The 16,507-nt window shown below is 60.7% G+C and carries 15 protein-coding genes; 8 read left to right on the top strand and 7 right to left on the bottom strand.

Annotated elements, in window-relative coordinates:
* Positions 1-46 precede the first annotated feature (46 nt).
* From N5D61_RS25100 to N5D61_RS25065, 8 genes are all read left to right on the top strand, one after another.
* Positions 47-1,048, top strand: coding sequence for a glycosyltransferase (locus tag N5D61_RS25100; RefSeq protein ID WP_279894604.1), 1,002 nt, complete (start codon positions 47-49; stop codon positions 1,046-1,048).
* On the top strand, positions 1,045-2,298 hold the full coding sequence (locus N5D61_RS25095) for a glycosyltransferase family 4 protein (RefSeq protein WP_279894603.1): 1,254 nt from the start codon (positions 1,045-1,047) through the stop codon (positions 2,296-2,298). The genes N5D61_RS25100 and N5D61_RS25095 overlap by 4 nt, the downstream gene beginning before the upstream one ends.
* Before the next feature lie 123 nt (positions 2,299-2,421).
* On the top strand, positions 2,422-3,717 hold the full coding sequence (locus N5D61_RS25090) for a hypothetical protein (RefSeq protein WP_279894602.1): 1,296 nt from the start codon (positions 2,422-2,424) through the stop codon (positions 3,715-3,717).
* A gap of 175 nt (positions 3,718-3,892) precedes the next feature.
* Positions 3,893-5,014 (top strand): glycosyltransferase family 1 protein, encoded by a 1,122-nt coding sequence (locus N5D61_RS25085; protein WP_108237064.1) that lies wholly within the window; start codon positions 3,893-3,895, stop codon positions 5,012-5,014.
* Positions 5,015-5,023: 9 nt separating this feature from the next.
* The gene (locus N5D61_RS25080) at positions 5,024-6,064 is read left to right on the top strand and encodes an acyltransferase (RefSeq protein WP_279894601.1); all 1,041 of its coding nucleotides are present in this window, start codon (positions 5,024-5,026) and stop codon (positions 6,062-6,064) included.
* 89 nt (positions 6,065-6,153) lie between these two features.
* Positions 6,154-7,377, top strand: a complete 1,224-nt coding sequence (locus N5D61_RS25075) for a glycosyltransferase family 4 protein (RefSeq protein ID WP_279894600.1) — start codon at positions 6,154-6,156, stop codon at positions 7,375-7,377.
* A 13-nt stretch (positions 7,378-7,390) separates the two neighbouring features.
* A complete protein-coding gene (locus tag N5D61_RS25070; protein WP_279894599.1) occupies positions 7,391-8,803 on the top strand; it encodes an undecaprenyl-phosphate glucose phosphotransferase in 1,413 nt (470 codons plus the stop codon).
* Between the two features lie 178 nt (positions 8,804-8,981).
* Entirely contained in the window at positions 8,982-10,064 is a 1,083-nt protein-coding gene (locus N5D61_RS25065) for a polysaccharide biosynthesis/export family protein (RefSeq protein WP_108237068.1), read from the top strand.
* Positions 10,065-10,268: 204 nt separating this feature from the next.
* Here the strand turns inward: N5D61_RS25065 and N5D61_RS25060 are convergent, their stop codons facing one another.
* The 7 genes from N5D61_RS25060 to N5D61_RS25030 form a co-directional block, all read right to left on the bottom strand.
* Complete coding sequence (locus N5D61_RS25060; RefSeq protein ID WP_279894598.1) at positions 10,269-10,904, bottom strand: ABATE domain-containing protein; 636 nt, start codon at positions 10,902-10,904, stop codon at positions 10,269-10,271.
* A gap of 110 nt (positions 10,905-11,014) precedes the next feature.
* On the bottom strand, positions 11,015-11,626 hold the full coding sequence (gene cysC, locus N5D61_RS25055) for an adenylyl-sulfate kinase (protein ID WP_279894597.1): 612 nt from the start codon (positions 11,624-11,626) through the stop codon (positions 11,015-11,017).
* A gap of 23 nt (positions 11,627-11,649) precedes the next feature.
* Entirely contained in the window at positions 11,650-12,435 is a 786-nt protein-coding gene (locus N5D61_RS25050; RefSeq protein WP_279894596.1) for a class I SAM-dependent methyltransferase, read from the bottom strand.
* Positions 12,395-13,582 (bottom strand): hypothetical protein, encoded by a 1,188-nt coding sequence (locus N5D61_RS25045; protein ID WP_279894595.1) that lies wholly within the window; start codon positions 13,580-13,582, stop codon positions 12,395-12,397. Before N5D61_RS25045 ends, N5D61_RS25050 begins: the two co-directional genes overlap by 41 nt.
* A 40-nt stretch (positions 13,583-13,622) precedes the next feature.
* Positions 13,623-14,348 (bottom strand): SDR family oxidoreductase, encoded by a 726-nt coding sequence (locus N5D61_RS25040; protein ID WP_108237072.1) that lies wholly within the window; start codon positions 14,346-14,348, stop codon positions 13,623-13,625.
* Complete coding sequence (locus tag N5D61_RS25035; protein WP_279894594.1) at positions 14,345-15,082, bottom strand: sulfotransferase family protein; 738 nt, start codon at positions 15,080-15,082, stop codon at positions 14,345-14,347. The genes N5D61_RS25040 and N5D61_RS25035 overlap by 4 nt, the downstream gene beginning before the upstream one ends.
* A complete protein-coding gene (locus N5D61_RS25030; protein WP_279894593.1) occupies positions 15,079-16,305 on the bottom strand; it encodes a transaldolase family protein in 1,227 nt (408 codons plus the stop codon). The genes N5D61_RS25035 and N5D61_RS25030 overlap by 4 nt, the downstream gene beginning before the upstream one ends.
* Positions 16,306-16,507: the final 202 nt, after the last annotated feature.

The raw sequence follows: 16,507 nt of genomic DNA, 5'->3' as shown, positions 1-16,507 counted from the left end.
GCTGACGCGCTCAGCCTCTTGAACCCTTTGCGCCCGGAAACTCACCATGACCTCGAAAACGACTTTGGTGACGCTCACCTATGGTGACCGTTTCAACTATTTGCACACGCTGGTCAGCCGTTCGCTGGAAAGCCCCCTGATCGACCGGGTGATCATCGTCAGCAACGCCTCCACGGCTCCTTTGGAAACCTTGCGTCGGACCTGGCCCAGCGAAGTCAGCGTGATTTACCTGCATGAGAACACGGGGTCCGCCCGCGGCTACTCGGTGGGCATCCAGGCCGCATTGGACGCCGGCGCCGAGCACATCTGGCTGATGGACGACGACAATGCGCCCACCATCAACGCCATCGCGACGCTGCATCGGGTACTGGAAGAACGCAAGCGAATCGACGGCGAAGACAAGGCTGCTGTGCTGGGCTTTCGTCCGACCCATCAGGCCGACATCGCGGCTGGGGTGCCGAAGCGCTTTGCGATTCAACGCCGCTCCAGTTTTTTCGGTTTCCACATTGCGCAACTGCCCTACAAGATCTGGCGTCGGCTGCCGTGGGGTGCGCCGCAGGCCGCGCCCGGCAAGCTGCAAATGGTGCAGCTCCCGTTCGCCACGTACGGCGGCCTGCTTGCCCATCGCAACCTGTACCGCAAGATCGGCCTGCCACTGGACGCGCTGATGCTTTATGCCGATGACAGCGAATACACCTGGCGCATCACCGCAGGCGGCGGCCGAATCTTTCTCGTCCCCGAAGCTGTGCTCGATGACCTGGAGAACTCTTGGAACATCAAGGCGCGCACCAACAACATCTACGAAAGCTTCCTGTTGGGGGGCTCGGACCTTCGCGCCTACTACGGGGCGCGCAACCAGGCCTGGTTCGACAAGAACGTCTGGGCCAATTCGTCGATGCTGTACAGCCTTAACCGATGGGTGTTCTTTCGGCTGTTGCGGCTGATCGCCAGGCGGCGCGGTGCCGAAGAGCGTCTGAACCTGATCGAAAAAGCCATCCGCGATGGCGAGTCCGGCGTACTGGGTCTGAATCGGTCGTATCCTTTATGAACATCCTTTTCATCAGCAGCCTGTATTCACCTCACATCGGCGGGGGCGCTGAGATTATTCTTCAGCGCACCGTCGAAGGCCTGCAACGACGTGGCTGCCAGGTCAGCGTGCTGGTGACCGGCCCGGACGCCGGGTTGGCGACCGAATCGGTGAATGGTGTAACCGTCTACCGTGCCGGCCTGCACAATTTCTATTGGCACTTCGGGGCACAACGGCCAGGGCGTCTCGCCCGGCTCGGCTGGCACCTGCGGGACCGCTACAACGGCGCCATGCGCAGTTACGTCAAGCAGGTGATCGATCAACAACGGCCGCAACTGGTGGTGTGCCATAACCTGGCGGGCTGGTCGGTTTCGGTATGGGACGAGATCACGGCTGCCGGTTTGCCCATCGTTCAGGTGTTGCATGACATGTACCTGATGTGCCCGAGCGCCAATATGTTCAAGGGCGGCCAATGCTGCCAGCAGGCCTGCGGCACCTGTCAGCACTTTCGCAAGGGTCACGACACACGCTCGGCGCAGGTGTCGGCGGTGGTCGGGGTCAGCCAGTTCATTCTCGACAAGCTCCGCCAGCGCGGTTACTTCAGTGCCGCCAAAGGCTATGTCGTGCATAACGCCAGCCCCTACGCAGCAGTGCACGACGCCCCTCACACGCAGCGTGAGTCCAACCCGGCCTTGAAAAAGGCCCCGCTACGTTTCGGATACATGGGCACCCTTTCCGAACAGAAAGGCATACGCTGGCTCATCGAACAATTTCAGCGCCTGCCATTCGACGCCACCCTGCAAATCGCAGGGCGCGGACAGGCCGCTGACGAGGCCGCTTTCAAGGCGTTGGTCACGTCGCCGAATGTCCGGTTCGTCGGCTACCAGACGCCGGAGACGTTTTACAGTCAGGTCGACGTGGCGGTGGTGCCCTCGCGGTGGAACGAGCCGTTCGGCATGGTGGCCGTGGAGGCGTGTGCACACTCGGTGCCCGTCATCGCCAGCCGTATGGGCGGGCTGCCGGAGATCATTCAGGACCCGCTCAATGGCTTGTTGTGCAGCCCGGACGATCCTGACTCGCTGGGCCATGCGATGCTCAGGTTGCATCAGCAACCTGAGTTGCTGGCGCGATTGAGTCGCCAAGCGCGGGTCAGCGTGGCAGCGCTGCTGAATCTGGACCTGATGCTGGACAGTTATGAAAGCATCTTCGCCCAGACGTTGCTCGACAACATCGTGCACCGTGACCCGACTGTCTTGCCGCACCCGGTCTGACGGCCGCGCGCACACGACATCCATTGCCGACGGCCCGAGACTGACTGAGCAAGCGCTCCGGACCGTGCCTCTTCATTGAGACAAGCCATGCCGCCCCTGTGCCTGACGAGGTTACGACGACCATTGAAAATCCTGCTGCTGAGCGGGTTCAGTTGGGTTATCAGTGGCTCGGCCCTGGCGGACGATGCGTTCATCATCGGCGTCGACACGCACTTGATGAACAAGAACTCCAACTCGGCAAAGGCGCTGCAACTGCTCGAAGCGGCAGGCGTGGATTCGGTACGCGACGACGCCTACTGGTCCAGCGCCGAGCCCCGACGAGGCTTGATGAAGATCGAGCCCGTCTGGCAGGCCTATCTGAGCAACACGCAGGAACATCATTTGCGGCCCCTGTTGGTGCTGGGTTACGGGAATCCGTTTTACGACAACTACGCGAAGCCGCGTAAGCCGCTGGTTCGAGAGGCGTACGCCAACTACGTCAGCTTCGTCACCCGACAGCTCACTGACAGCGTGGATTTTTATGAAATCTGGAATGAATGGGACAAGGAAAATCCCGTCGATCCGGTGTTCGCTCAGGACTACAGCATCCTGATCGAAGAGGCGGCCAGGCGCATCCGAACCAACCAGCGGCCCATGATGATTCTCGCCGGGGCGGTGACCAGCCAGGGGATGGACCTGGGCTTCGCCGACCGATTGGTGGAGTCGGGCATTCTTAACCATGTCGACGGATTGTCGCTGCACCCTTATGTGTATTGCCGCTCGGATGAGCGCAATACCCCGGAAAACTGGATCGCCTGGCTGCGCCGAATCAGCGAGGACCTCAAGGAGAAGTCCAAGACCAAGACCGCCGTGCCGCTGTACCTGACGGAAATGGGCTGGCCCAGTAACGATGGCCGCTGCGGCGGCGACGAAAACACGCAGGCCGCATTTCTGGCGCGCAGTTTCTTTCTGGTCCAGACCCTGCCCAACGTGAAAGGTATGTGGTGGAACGGCCTGCTCAACGACGGTCCGGACGGCACGGACCCTGAACAGAATTTCGGTCTGCTCAATCAGGATCTGAGCGTCAAACAGGCTTACCTGACACTGAAGGCAATCAGCCCGACGTTGCACCAGTTCCGTTATGACGCAGAGAAGAGCCGAGAAATCGACTCACAGTATTTGCTGCGGTTCGCCAAAGGGTCCGATCAGATCATGGTCGCCTGGACCGCCGGTTCGCCCCGCTCGATCAAGGTCGATGCAAGCAGCGTACTGCGCGGCAATGTGCACTACATCGATACCCGGGAGCCGCAAAAGGGGTTGGTCGACAGCGGCATACCCTGGAACTGCGACGATGGACGTTGTTCGGCACTAGTACCGATCGACGAGTTTCCGAAAATCATCACGTTGGGCACACGCCCGGCATTGTTCGCCTTGCCCTGATCATCCGCTCAACCCGTTGCCAGCCCTGGCGCCGCCTGCGGGGGTCCGCTGGCCTCGATTGATGAGCCATTTAACACCGCGACCGGACCACCGTACGCGTCCTGCACGGTTGAACGTCTTGACGAACCACCCTGGCGGGTTGTCACGCCCCTACTTCTTTCACAGGTCGACCACAATGATTGTGATCAATGCACGCTTTCTGACACAGGAGTTGCGCGGCGTTCAGCGCTTCGCCGAGCAGACCTGCCTTGCGCTGCGGCAGTTGCGCGACGACGTCATCTTCGTGGCCCCACACGGGATCATGATGCACGAGAGCGCCAAGGCGCTGGACGTGCAATGCATCGGACGCCACAGCGGCCATCTGTGGGAACAACTGGACCTTCCGCTGTTCCTGCGCCGTCATGGCAACCCGCTGCTGGTGTCGCTGTGCAGCACGGCACCGCTGTTCTACGGCAACCAGATCGCCACTCACCACGACGTCACCTACGTTCGTCACCCGGAAAGCTACACCCGGCTATTTCGCCTTCTTTACCGGACCATGACGCCGATCATGCTGTCGCGAATCAAGGCGTTGCTGACGGTCAGCAATTTTTCCAAGGGCGAGATTGCGCAGTTCTACAACTTTCCGGAAAAAAAGATCTTCGTGGTGCCGAATGCTGTCAGCGGCGCGTTCCAGCCCGGGCCGCCGCTGCGTGATCAACCCGACTATCTGCTGGCAGTGTCCTCGCCCAGCGCACACAAGAATTTCAGCCGGATGATTCAGGCGTTCTTGCTGCTGCGCGGCCACGACGACGTTCAACTGCATATCGTGGGCGGTGCCAGCGGCATCTTCAGCGATGACAATCTGCAACGGTTGGCCAGCCGCGATCCTCGCATCCGTTTTCTCGGGCGCCTGAGCGACGACCAGTTGATCGAGCAGTATCAGGGCGCGACCGCGTTTGTGTTTCCTTCGCTGTACGAAGGCTTCGGCATCCCGCCCTTGGAGGCACAAGCCTGCGGCTGCCCGGTGCTGGCGGCCAATGCGGCATCGATTCCCGAAGTGCTGCAAGCCAGCGCTTTGTATTTTGACCCGCTGGACGTCACTCACATGGCCTCGGCCATGGAGCGCATCCTCACTGACTTGCCGCTGCGCCAGTCGCTACGGCGGCGCGGCCTGAACAACGTGACACGGTTTTCCTGGGAGGAGTCGGCGCGACGCGTTTCGCAACGCATCGACACGCTGCTCAACCGCCCCAAGGACCGGCGCACCAGTACCGGGCCTGACGCGCTGCGTCGTGAATCGTCCAGCAAGCTTTGAGGCACGCCCATGAAACGTTTGGCTTATCTCGACGCGCTGCGCGGCATCGCTGCGCTGATGGTGGTCTTCACCCACCTGTATCTACCGGTGGTCGGGCATGTCTGGGTGTTCGATTACCTGATCGATCCCGGCAAGCTGGGGGTGCTGTGGTTCTTCATGATCAGCGGCGTGGTGATTCCCTACAGCCTCAAGCCTGGTCCCGACGGTGCCCAGCGGTTTCTGGTGTCGCGATTCATGAGGTTGTACCCGGCCTACTGGCTGTCACTGCTGGTGTTCATCGTCATCCTCAAGCTGACCGCCGCCCCACTGCCCTCGCTCGCCCAGATCGCGGCCAACCTGACCATGGTGCAGGCTGCGTTGGGATTCGACGATGTCATCGGCCTGTACTGGACGCTGTTCATCGAACTGGTGTTCTACGCCCTTTGCCTGGCGCTGTTCCTCGGCGGCAAGCTATACGACCAAACCTTTCGCACACGCTGCTCACTGGCGTTTCTCGTGATGGCGTTGGCGATGGGCGTAATGCGCGCCCTGACCGAACGGAAATTGCCGGTGGCCCTGCCGTTGGCCCTGTCGCTGATGTTTTTCGGCTCGGTCTGGCGCCAGTGGTTGCTGGCCGAACACAGCAATGAGTTGACCCGCAACCTCAAAACGCTGCTGATCGCCTTCACTGTCGTGCTGCCGCCAACGCTGTTCATGGCCTACAGCAAAGACATGGGCAACGGTGAGACCTGGGGACGCTACTGCTTCACCTACGCGGTGGCCATCAGCAGTTTCCTGGTGCTGACCCGCAGCGTGCGTCTGGATCACCCGGCGCTGGTCTGGCTGGGCGCAGTGAGTTATTCGCTGTACCTGCTGCACCCCTCGATGGGCATGCTCGCCGAGTGGCTGCTGAACAACACAGGGGCATCGGGGCTGGGCATCGCGCTGTTCGCCACGCTGCTGACACTGGGCGCCTCGCACCTGAGTTTTCACTTCGTCGAATCGCCGTTCATTCAGCTCGGCAAACGCTTGAACAATCGCAAAGCACGGACGCAGCCAGTCAACGCTTGAAGTCGGCCTGCGCAAACACAATCGCTCCAGCCCTGGCGAGCTTCGCTCGTTTCGCAGGGCCATCCGAGCCGTGACAGCAGAGAACTCCAATGAAAATCGCAATCGTCCACGACTGGCTGGTGACGTACGCCGGTGCCGAACGGGTATTGGCGTCGCTCATCAAGATATGGCCCGAGGCGGATCTGTTTTCCGTCATCGACTTCCTCAGCGATCAGGACCGCGCGCAGTTGGGCGGAAAGGTGGCGACCACCACCTTTATCCAGCGCCTGCCCAAGGCAAAAACCAAATACCAGCGCTATCTGCCGCTGATGCCGATGGCCATCGAGCAACTGGACCTGTCCGGTTACGACCTGATCATCAGCAGCAGCCACGCAGTGGCCAAGGGTGTGTTGTGCGGCCCGGACCAGTTGCACATCAGTTATGTGCATTCGCCCATCCGCTATGCCTGGGACCTGCAGCATCAATACCTCAAGGAAGCCAACCTGAGTGGGGGGCTCAAGGGCAAAGTGGCGCGGATGATCCTGCACTACATGCGCATGTGGGACCAGCGCACGTCTGCCGGGGTCGATGAGTTCATCGCCAACTCGCACTTCATCGGCGCGCGGATCACCAAGTCGTATCGCCGCGAATCGACCGTGATCTATCCGCCTGTCGACACCCGCGGGTTCGCATTGCAGGAGCAGAAACAGGACTACTACTTCACGGCCTCGCGCATGGTCCCCTACAAGCGCCTGCCCATGATCATCGAGGCATTCGCGGCCATGCCCGACAAGCGACTGGTGGTGGTCGGCGATGGGCCTGAAATGGACAAGGCCAAAGCCGCGGCGGCCCAGGCGCCAAACATCGAACTGCTGGGCTACCAGCCGTTCGCGGTGTTGCAGGAACACATGCGCAACGCCAAGGGGTTCGTGTTCGCTGCCGAGGAAGATTTCGGCATCAGCCCGGTGGAGGCACAGGCCTGCGGGACGCCTGTGATCGCCTTCGGCAAGGGCGGCGTGCTGGAAACCGTCTGCGGTTTGGACCATCCGCAGCCCACCGGGGTGTTTTACCCGGAGCAGACCGCCGCCTCGCTGATCGCGGCCATCGAGACCTTCGAAGCGGAGCATGCGCGCATCACGGCCCAGGCCTGCCGCGCCAACGCCGAGCGCTTCAGCGAGGCTCGTTTCGAACTGGAAATTCGCCAGTTCGTCGAGCAGCGCCTGCTGGTCACCCGTCAGGCGCGGCACCTCGCACAACCGAGGCCGATCACGGTGCCGTCTGTGCTGGCCGCCAACGAACTTACCGCCCGCGTTGTTCCGATCAAATCTGTCTGAGCGAGCACCTACCATGCGTACACCTCTTCGCGGCATCTTGCATGCTCATCAATCGTCATTGTCGGTTGCCCATCGCTTGCTGGATCTGGCGGTGATCGTCATCGGCGGCTACGGCGTGAACGCCCTTGCCGGGTTGCCGATGAGCACCGAAGCCTGGATGCAGATCCTGCTCGCCGCCGTGGCGTTTCACTGGCTCGCCGAATACCACCAACTGTACGGCTCGTGGCGGGGCGAACGGATCCTGCGCGAGTTGCTGAAAGTCGCGAACTACTGGGGCCTGGCCTTCGTCCTGCTGATGTTCGTCGACTACCTGCTGCTGCAGCCTGCCGACTTGGCCAACAACAGCCAGATGGCCTGGTTCGCCACCGTGCTGGTCGCGCTGTGCGGCTACCGCCTGGCGATTCGCAGCGTGCTGCACACCCTGCGCAGCCGGGGTTTCAACACTCGTCGCGTCGCCATCGTGGGCACAGGCCATTGTGGCGAGCGCCTGGCGATGTCGATCGAAAGCGCGCCGTGGATGGGCCTGAACCTGCTGGGCTTTTATGACGAACAGCCTGAGCAGATGGACCTGGCGCGCATCGGGCGGCGCATTCCGGTGTTGGGTGATTTGGAGGCCCTGATCGAAGACGCCCGCGAGGGCAAGATCGACAAGGTTTACATCACCCTGACCCTGGGCGCACAGGCCCGGCTCCAAGACCTGATTAAGGGCCTGAGCGACACCACGGCCTCGGTGTATGTGATCCCGGATGTGTTCATGTTCGAGTTGTTGCATGCCCGCAGCGAAAGCATCAACGGCTTGCCGAGCATCAGCATTTTCGACTCGCCCATGGACGGCGCCTGGAGCGTGGTCAAGCGCATCGAAGACATTGTCTTGTCCAGCGTGATCCTGAGCATGATCGCACTGCCGCTGATGGTGATCGCAGTGGCGATCAAGTTGACCTCGCCCGGCCCGGTGCTGTTTCGCCAGCGTCGCTATGGGCTGGACGGCCGGCCGATCATGGTCTGGAAATTCCGCAGCATGAGCGTTCAGGAAAATGGGGACGTGGTGAAACAGGCCACCCGCAACGACAGCCGCATCACGCCGCTGGGCGCGTTTTTGCGGCGGACCTCGCTGGACGAGTTGCCGCAATTCTTCAACGTGCTGCGCGGTGAGATGTCCATCGTCGGCCCGCGCCCCCATGCCGTGGCGCACAACGAGCAGTACCGCAAACAGGTGTCGGGCTACATGCTGCGTCACAAGGTCAAGCCGGGCATCACTGGCTGGGCGCAGATCAACGGCTGGCGTGGCGAAACCGACACGCTGGACAAGATGCAGAAACGCGTGGAATTCGACCTGCAGTACATCGAGCACTGGTCGGTCTGGCTGGACATGAAAATCATCCTGCTGACGCTCTTCAAAGGGTTCGTCAACAAAAACGCCTTCTAGGACTGCCGGAAACACAATCTGTCAACACAACAAAAACAACGGAGCCGCGCAGCTGCGCACGGCGGGAGGTGCATGGGGGTATGAGCGACAGTAATCCGATGTTCGGTGTGGGTAAGGGATGCAACGAAATCACTGCGGTGCCAGTACGCACCTTTTAGGATTAAGAAGGAACACTCAAATGAAAGTAACGTTCGCGGTAGTGCTGCTTTCCAGTCTGGTTCTGCAAGGCTGCGCATTCGCCCCAGGTCAGTACATGTCTCTCAGCGATGTCACCGAGAAGGATCCGGACGGTCCGGCGGTCACGCTGGTCAACATCACGCCCACGACTCTGGCCCAGCAGCAGAAGGCGGCCGCAGCGGCCGCCAAGCCCTTGCCGCCCGAGTTGCTGACGTACAAGACGCCTGAGTATGTGGTAGGCCCAGGCGACACACTGTTGGTCACCGTGTTCGAGCACCCGGAACTGACGGCTCCCGGCTCCCAGGAACAACTGGACGCCAACAGCCGTGAAGTGCTGAACGACGGCACGGTCTTCTTCCCGTACGTCGGTCGCATTCAGGCGGCGGGCAAGACGGTTTCGCAAATCCGCGAGCAACTGCGCATGGGCTTGCTGCCGCAGTACACCGAGGTCAAGGTCGACGTCAAAGTGCTGCGCTACAACAGTCAACGGGTGCTGTTGTCCGGTGCGTTCAAGACCCCTGGCCCGCAGCCGATCACCAACATTCCGTTGAGCCTGGTTCAGGCCATCAGCCAGGCAGGGCTTGATCTGACCGATGCCAACCTTGCGGGGCTGACCCTGCGGCGAGACGGGAAGGATTATGTGATCGACGTCGATTCGCTCAACCGCAAGGACTCGCAGCTGAGCAAGATCTTCCTCAAGGACGGCGACTACCTGCACCTGAACAGCAACTCGAAGAACAAGATCTATGTGCTGGGCGAGGTTCAGCGCCCACAGGTGATCTCGTTCAGCACCACCAGCGTGACCCTGCTTGAGGCCCTGGGGACATCCGGCGGCCTGAGCCCTGACGCAGCCGACGGGGAAGCGGTGTATGTGATTCGTGCGCAGGACGCGACCCACTCAGCCACCGTTTACCATCTCAATGCCAAGAAACCGACCAGTTATGCGCTGGCCAAGGGTTTCGAGCTGGCGGCGCAAGACGTGGTGTTCGTCGGCCCGGCCAACATCACGCGGTGGAGCCGTTACGTGAGTCAATTGCTGGGCTCGAACAACATCGTGCAGACGGGTGCCATGTTCCGCAATTGAGCCCGGCCACTGGCGCGCAGTACATCTGAGGCAGACGCAAAATCCTCGCAGTCTTCGGCTGCGGGGATTTTTTTTGCGTGCCGATTGCGCGGTCATCGGACGCAGATTGCCAGACCATTCGGCGCGTTCGGTTGCAGCGGGGGCGATCGCCTATCACGGACGAGGGCAACGGACAGGTTTGACCGTGAGTCAGACAACGCACATTCAAGCGTGACCCGCAGCTCGCTTTGCCTTCTCCTTGGCACCACAGACATTCATCTGGCACCATCGTCGACGGCCGTTTTTCGAAGTGTCCAGAAAGAGCCAATCACAATCCGGTGTGGCGCATGCCTTCAATCGCAGAAGATCATCGGACGTCAGCAACGCCGCCGCCTGCACCGCCAGTCTCCCGATGAACCCCTGGGCCAAGGCCTCGAGCGAATCCATGGGATGCCAGCGCCAAACGACCCCCTCAGGTGTCGGCACCAGGCTGCGTTGGCCGGCCGAGCTGGCCAGCACCGCGTTCAATGTGTCCAGCGCGGAGTGATCCACCGATTGCCCAAGCGCCACAGGCAGCAGTAGGCGGTACAACGACTCTCGAAAGTCGATCAACTGCCTGAACACTGGCAGCGCCTGCCAGGACGCCGCCCGCACCTGCTGAATGAGTTGTTCATGCTCCTGATGGTCAATCAGCCCCGCGTGAAAAAACCAGTGCACGACGTCTTCGAGGCTGGACAGCTTATCGACCACTTCCGGCAATGAGGTTCCTGGTCGGCGGCCGTCGCAGGTGTTCAGAAAATCGAGTACACCCAGGCCTCCCACCAGGCGGATGGCGTTGATCTTCAATTGACCGATAGACATCGCTCGCCCTCCAGTGCTGACCGATCGAGCAATGATGACAGAGACGCGCCACCGCGAGCGTATTTCTGACGACTGAATCGTCGATCGGAACAGCACGCAAGCTCAGCGCCCTAAGTGGCCCCCGCCTGCCGTAACCAGACGTCGATTTTTTCGACCGCCTCCGCCACCGGGACGCGATCGTTGTGGATATGAAGTTCCGGACACACCGGCGGCTCATAAATCGAATCAACACCGGTAAACGCCGGAATTTCGCCCCGTCGGGCCCGCCGATAGAGCCCTTTCGGGTCACGGGCTTCAGCCACGGCCAGAGGCACATCGACGAACACTTCAACGAAACGTTCGTTCCCGACGATCGAGCGGGCATGGTGGCGAGCAGCGCGGGTCGGTGAAATCAACGCCACCACCACCGTCATCCCCGTATCGGCCATCAGTGCAGCCACTTCCGCGACGCGTCGGACGTTCTCGTCCCGGTCGTGCGGGGAAAACCCCAGATCACGGCACAACCCGCCTCGCACCGAATCGCCGTCCAGGACACAGCTTCTCAACCCGCGTCCGCGAAGCCGTGCAATCAAGCCGTCGGCAATCGTCGACTTGCCGGCCGCCGACAGCCCCGTCAGCCAGATCACCCGTGCGGATGGATAAGGCACCTGAGCATGGGCATGAGTGAAATCGTAGGCGAACACGGTGCCCGAAGCCGCTGAAAGACAGCTTTGTGTGTTCATGACATCTCTTCCTTGAATCCGGCTCACGCAGGCGTGGCCTGATGGATGATGAAATCGGCGCGCAGTGGGTCGTACACGGAGGCGAAGTCCCCCCAACTGCCGGTCACCGAAAACCCTGCCGCTGCCAACTCCTGGCGCAACTGGCTGGGCAGGATGGGAAACACACGAAGGCGATAACAGGCACCGTCGGCAAAGGTGTACACGAACTCGCACAGTGAAGGGTTCAATTCGCCCAGGCTCACGCTGACGCCCTTGCCGCAGTAGTAATAGCGACCGGAGGACGAGAAGTGTCCGGCCAGGATGGCTTGAAAATTACGCTGATCGATCAGCAGCGTGCCGCCCGGTTTGAGCAACTGCCGGAACTGACGCAAGACGTCGATACGTTCGCCGCCGTCGAAGAGGTGACAGAACGAGCTGCCCAGGCACAGCACCGCGTCGAAGGTTCCCAACAATCGGGGATCGAGTTCGCGCCAGTCGTAGCAATGCAGGGGAATATTCAGGCCCCGGCGTTTGAAGTTGGCGTCGGCGCATCGGACCATTGTCGGGCTGCCGTCACACGCCACGACGTCGAAACCGGCAGCACAGAGTTGGGCGGCATGGAAACCGCTCCCTGTCGACGCATCGAACACACGGCAAGCGCCATCGCGCAAAAGCCGCTCGATGAAAAATGCCCCTTCGCCCTGCGCCCGCTTGTTCCAGTCAATCAGTTCGTCCCATCGCTTGACGAAATCCTCGTGGTATTGCCGGGCGTAATCCTGATCCAGCCCATCAGCCACAGCGACGGGCAGACGAACGCTCTTCGTTTCCATGATGACTCACTCCCTGTTGGCGAGCCCGGTCGGCAAAAAGATGATATTTGCGGCCCAGTTCTGCCGCACACGCCGCCGCATCCTGAACCTTCATGTCAGGCATGAAGTAACCGAGCAACTCTTCCATGACGTTCATCTGCTCACGACCGAAGACAACCGTGCCATCGGCGAGGATGGCCTGGATACCATCCTGGCGCTGGCCGGCTTCGTTGATGGAAATGGCTTCCTCACGGCGCAGGCCGTAGGGCAAACCGAGCAGGATTTGCCCCATGCCGACCTTCACCGGATAACCGCCCGGCAAACCGTGGGGGGCTGGCGCATGCACGTGGACTTCTTGTTCGGAAAACAGATTCTCGATCACCGACACTGCCGACATGGCCGTCAGGTACTGTCCATCGACACCGCCGAGCCGCCGGAACCGATCGGCGACGAGGGCGAACACCTCATGCGGAGCGAATTCTTCACTGCGCTCACGTCCGTCTATCCAGCAGCAGAGATTGAAGTTGGCCGCTGACGGCAACCCCTGCCGGGGCACCGCGTGGCTGAAAAAATGCTGGCCCACCAGTTTCACGTACACCCGCGTCGGTTCACAGCGGGCCAGGCGAGCAATGGCGCTGCGGGTGGCGGGCACCAGATTGGCAATGTTGCCGACCCCGACATCCGGCGCCATTCCCACTTTGTAAAGCACCGGGTTGACCGCATCAGGAAAGGCCGCGTTGACCACCAACGCTTTGGGACAGGCCTGTTTGACCGAACGCATCAGGGCGTAGGCCGGGGCCAGGTGCATGGGTAACCAAGGCCCCAGTTGCGCCTGATCGAGCGCCTCGAATGTCGCCTTAGGCAACTGCGTAATGATGCGCCAGGATTGCAGGGAGGCGCAGTTGACGATGATGTCGGGCTTGATGCGCGCCAAGGTCTGAGCGTTGCGATCGATCCAACCTTCCACCAGGTCCATTTCCCAACACTCGATGTGCGCCGACACGTCGAGCTGCAACGCGCCCAGGCGCACCAGGTTACCCAGACGCGTAACCTGCTCGAGGTTGCGACTGGCAAGGTGGAACTCGAATTGATTGCGTGGCAGCAGTATTTGCAGAATCTGCAGGCACAGATTCCCACCGCCGACGATAAGCAGCTTCTTGCGTTGCATGACAGTTCTCCCTGTCGCCTCTGTCCTGCTCAACCCCGGGTTAGCGGGGGTAAGCACCATTGTCCACGGGTATGACTTTTCCAGTCAGGTGCCGACTCTGGTCAGAAAGCAAGAACATGATCACGTCGGCTACGCCTTCGGGCTTGAGCGGGTCTTCGATGATTTCCTGTCGTTGGTATTCTTCACAACGGTGCGGGGGGATCCGATGGTAAATGGACGTGTTGCGCACCAATGCGGGCGACACGGCGTTGACCCGCACGCGCGGCGCGAAATTCCAGGCGTTGGCCTTCGTCAGCCCGATCACCCCGGCCTTGGTGGCGCCGTAGAGCGCGTCCATGCTGCCCACCTCCCCCGCCACCGACGTGATGTTGATAATGCTGCGCGTATGCAGGGCCTGCGACTCATGCAGGGCGAAATCTTTCGACAGGTACACCAGCGACTTGAGGTTCACCGTCCAGATTTCCTCGATCTCCTGATCGTCGTAGTCATACACGCTTTTGCCGTGATACAGGCCGGCGTTGTTGACCAACCCGTGCAGCGTACTGTGGTGTTTGTAAAGGTTACCGATGAAGTGGCGGTAGACCTCCGCACGCGAAAAATCCACCAGATGGGTTTCCAGGCGATTGGGCGCGGCAACGTCCTGCAAGGCCCGTAGCCCATGCCGATCCTTGTCGGCGGCAATCACGAAATACCCGGCCTCGATGCAGGCGAGGGTCGTTGCCCTGCCGATGCCGTTTGCAGCACCGGTAATCACGATTTTTCTCATGGGTGGCCCTGCTGCACGAATTGATTCATGCGCTCGTAGAAGGGGCGATGGACTTGGTAATAGGCCATCAGATGAGGGTGGGCGGTCAGCAGGTCGTCATCGAGCCGCTCGGCGCCCGCCCTGATATGCGTGCTCTGCTCGGCTTCCTTGTGCCAGCGGCGCCAGGCTTTCCACTGATCGGGGCAAGCGATCTCCCAGCGCATCGCGTGGGGCAGAAACTCCAACTGCAAGTGATCGCACAGCTTGCGTACCGTCTCATCGGGGCGTCTTGCCAGATCGTCTCCATCGATGACATAGGGAATTTTCCCGGTCAGCTTGGTGACGCGACAGAAGATCTCGTACAGCGCCTGATGGCCCACGGCATGCAAGGGCATCTCGGCGAATACCTGAAAATGCGAAACGATGGCCCGAGCCGGCTCTCGGATAATGAACACATGCTGGTGTTCCAGTAGGAACTGCCCATCGGCTTTCAACTCGTCCAGGCAGTGGTAACACATGTCCTTGTGAAATACGTTTCGCCTCTGCCTCGCGCTGCGCAGCAGTTCGCGAACGCCCTCATAGGTGGTGGGCAAGCCGCAGTCGAGATCGTCATGGGGGATCGCCGACTGTTCGTTGAACGCCACGTGGGCGAAGGGTTCGTGGAAGACTTCAAAATCACCGCGCTCGATGAACACGCGCTCCAGCACGGTCGAACGCGAGCGGGGATGAGCCCAGAGGGCGATCATGCGATTCATGACGCGCGCTCCAACGGCCGTTGGACGCTCGCAGGGCAAACGTTTTCCACCGCTCGGCTCGCCCTGACGAACGCCACGAGCCGTTCATGACCCTGACGCGCGTTGGCTGCTGCCGTGATGAACGCAGGATGCTGCCTGAATCGGGCTGGCGGCAGATCACCCTCGAAATACGCCTGGTTGAAATACGGAAGGGCGATGAGCCTGTTCATCACTCGCCTGGGCACCTGCACCCATTCCGTCGCCGGCGTGACGGCACGGTCGATCTGGTAACGCCGGATGAGGAATTCGATGATTTCAGGGGTCAAGGTGTACAGCGTGGTGTCCGCCCCTGTGCGCTGCAGATGCCAGCAATGCTCTCGCCCTCGCCGATCGGTATCCACCTTCAGGCTGCACAGCAACACGCGTGCGGGGGTTTGCCAGCGCCGCATCAGCGCCTGAATGGCCTGGTAAATCGCCAACTCCGCCCAGCGCCTGTCAACCGGCGTCAGACGCAGGCGACGGTGACGTGCCTGCCGCTCGAATTCGGCTTCGGCACCCAGCCGCCCTATCATGAAACTGATGACGTACCGTGCGCGCCGGGTGTCGACGCCGTCCACCTCAGCGCGCAAGCGTCCCGCATGAATCGCCTTGAGGCAGGCGGCCGCCTGGGACACGGTGAAACACAGCGTGTTGTTGATCGAGCAGCCTTTGGCGACCAAAGCCTCGATCGCTCGATAACCCTCCTCGCTTCCAGGTACCTTGACCATGATATTGGGCGCAAGCCTGGCCAGTTGCAGACCTCGGGCGACGAGTGCAGAAACATCCAGACGATCCCCTCCCTCCACTTGTGCCGACAACCAGCCTTGCCCGCCGTTGGAGCGCTGCCACAAGGGCTGCAGCACTTGCGCGCCGTCGATGATCACTTGGTCATAGAGCGTGCGGCTCACTTGAGCTTCGTCGTTATAGGGGCCACCGGGGTGGGCTTGGATGAAATGCCGCCAGACGTCGGGGGTCCGCAAGACCTCCTGACTCACCAGGCCGGGATTGGTCGTGGCCCCACTCAGGCCCCACGGGCTCAAACGGAAGTGAGAGGGCATCAAGCAATCGATGTATTCAAGGGCCGTCGGGTATTTGAGTTTCATCCGGGTCTTGAATGCTTCACAGGCAACCGGCGAAGCATCCCACCACACTTCGGACTCTGGATTTTTCTGTTTAAGCAGGCGAGCGAATTCGGGGACGTCCATGACACGAGTCCTTTGCCAACTGTCCATCGGGAGAAGTAAGAGATGACCTTCGAACCGAGCAAACGGCCAGCTTTTTCAAGCTGTTGAACAGCGGCTAATGAGCATCCGGAAGTAAAGATGGATCCATACGGATTACCTGTCAAACGCGTTTTGATGGAATATTAATCACTAAAGATTATTTATTATTAACTTCTTATAACTA

It is taken from the genome of Pseudomonas sp. GD03842 (genome assembly GCF_029841165.1).
In the GTDB taxonomy this organism is placed as follows: domain Bacteria; phylum Pseudomonadota; class Gammaproteobacteria; order Pseudomonadales; family Pseudomonadaceae; genus Aquipseudomonas.
The sequence above is the reverse complement of the archived record's forward strand: the minus strand, read 5'-3'. Positions and strand labels throughout refer to the sequence as shown.

Coding starts and splice junctions, on each gene's coding strand:
- N5D61_RS25100 (WP_279894604.1), top strand. CDS start 47: ATGACCTCGAAAACGACTTTGGTGACGCTCACCTATGGTGACCGTTTC.
- N5D61_RS25095 (WP_279894603.1), top strand. CDS start 1,045: ATGAACATCCTTTTCATCAGCAGCCTGTATTCACCTCACATCGGCGGG.
- N5D61_RS25085 (WP_108237064.1), top strand. CDS start 3,893: ATGATTGTGATCAATGCACGCTTTCTGACACAGGAGTTGCGCGGCGTT.
- N5D61_RS25080 (WP_279894601.1), top strand. CDS start 5,024: ATGAAACGTTTGGCTTATCTCGACGCGCTGCGCGGCATCGCTGCGCTG.
- N5D61_RS25075 (WP_279894600.1), top strand. CDS start 6,154: ATGAAAATCGCAATCGTCCACGACTGGCTGGTGACGTACGCCGGTGCC.
- N5D61_RS25070 (WP_279894599.1), top strand. CDS start 7,391: ATGCGTACACCTCTTCGCGGCATCTTGCATGCTCATCAATCGTCATTG.
- N5D61_RS25065 (WP_108237068.1), top strand. CDS start 8,982: ATGAAAGTAACGTTCGCGGTAGTGCTGCTTTCCAGTCTGGTTCTGCAA.
- N5D61_RS25060 (WP_279894598.1), bottom strand. CDS start 10,904: ATGTCTATCGGTCAATTGAAGATCAACGCCATCCGCCTGGTGGGAGGC.
- cysC (WP_279894597.1), bottom strand. CDS start 11,626: ATGAACACACAAAGCTGTCTTTCAGCGGCTTCGGGCACCGTGTTCGCC.
- N5D61_RS25050 (WP_279894596.1), bottom strand. CDS start 12,435: ATGGAAACGAAGAGCGTTCGTCTGCCCGTCGCTGTGGCTGATGGGCTG.
- N5D61_RS25045 (WP_279894595.1), bottom strand. CDS start 13,582: ATGCAACGCAAGAAGCTGCTTATCGTCGGCGGTGGGAATCTGTGCCTG.
- N5D61_RS25040 (WP_108237072.1), bottom strand. CDS start 14,348: ATGAGAAAAATCGTGATTACCGGTGCTGCAAACGGCATCGGCAGGGCA.
- N5D61_RS25035 (WP_279894594.1), bottom strand. CDS start 15,082: ATGAATCGCATGATCGCCCTCTGGGCTCATCCCCGCTCGCGTTCGACC.
- N5D61_RS25030 (WP_279894593.1), bottom strand. CDS start 16,305: ATGGACGTCCCCGAATTCGCTCGCCTGCTTAAACAGAAAAATCCAGAG.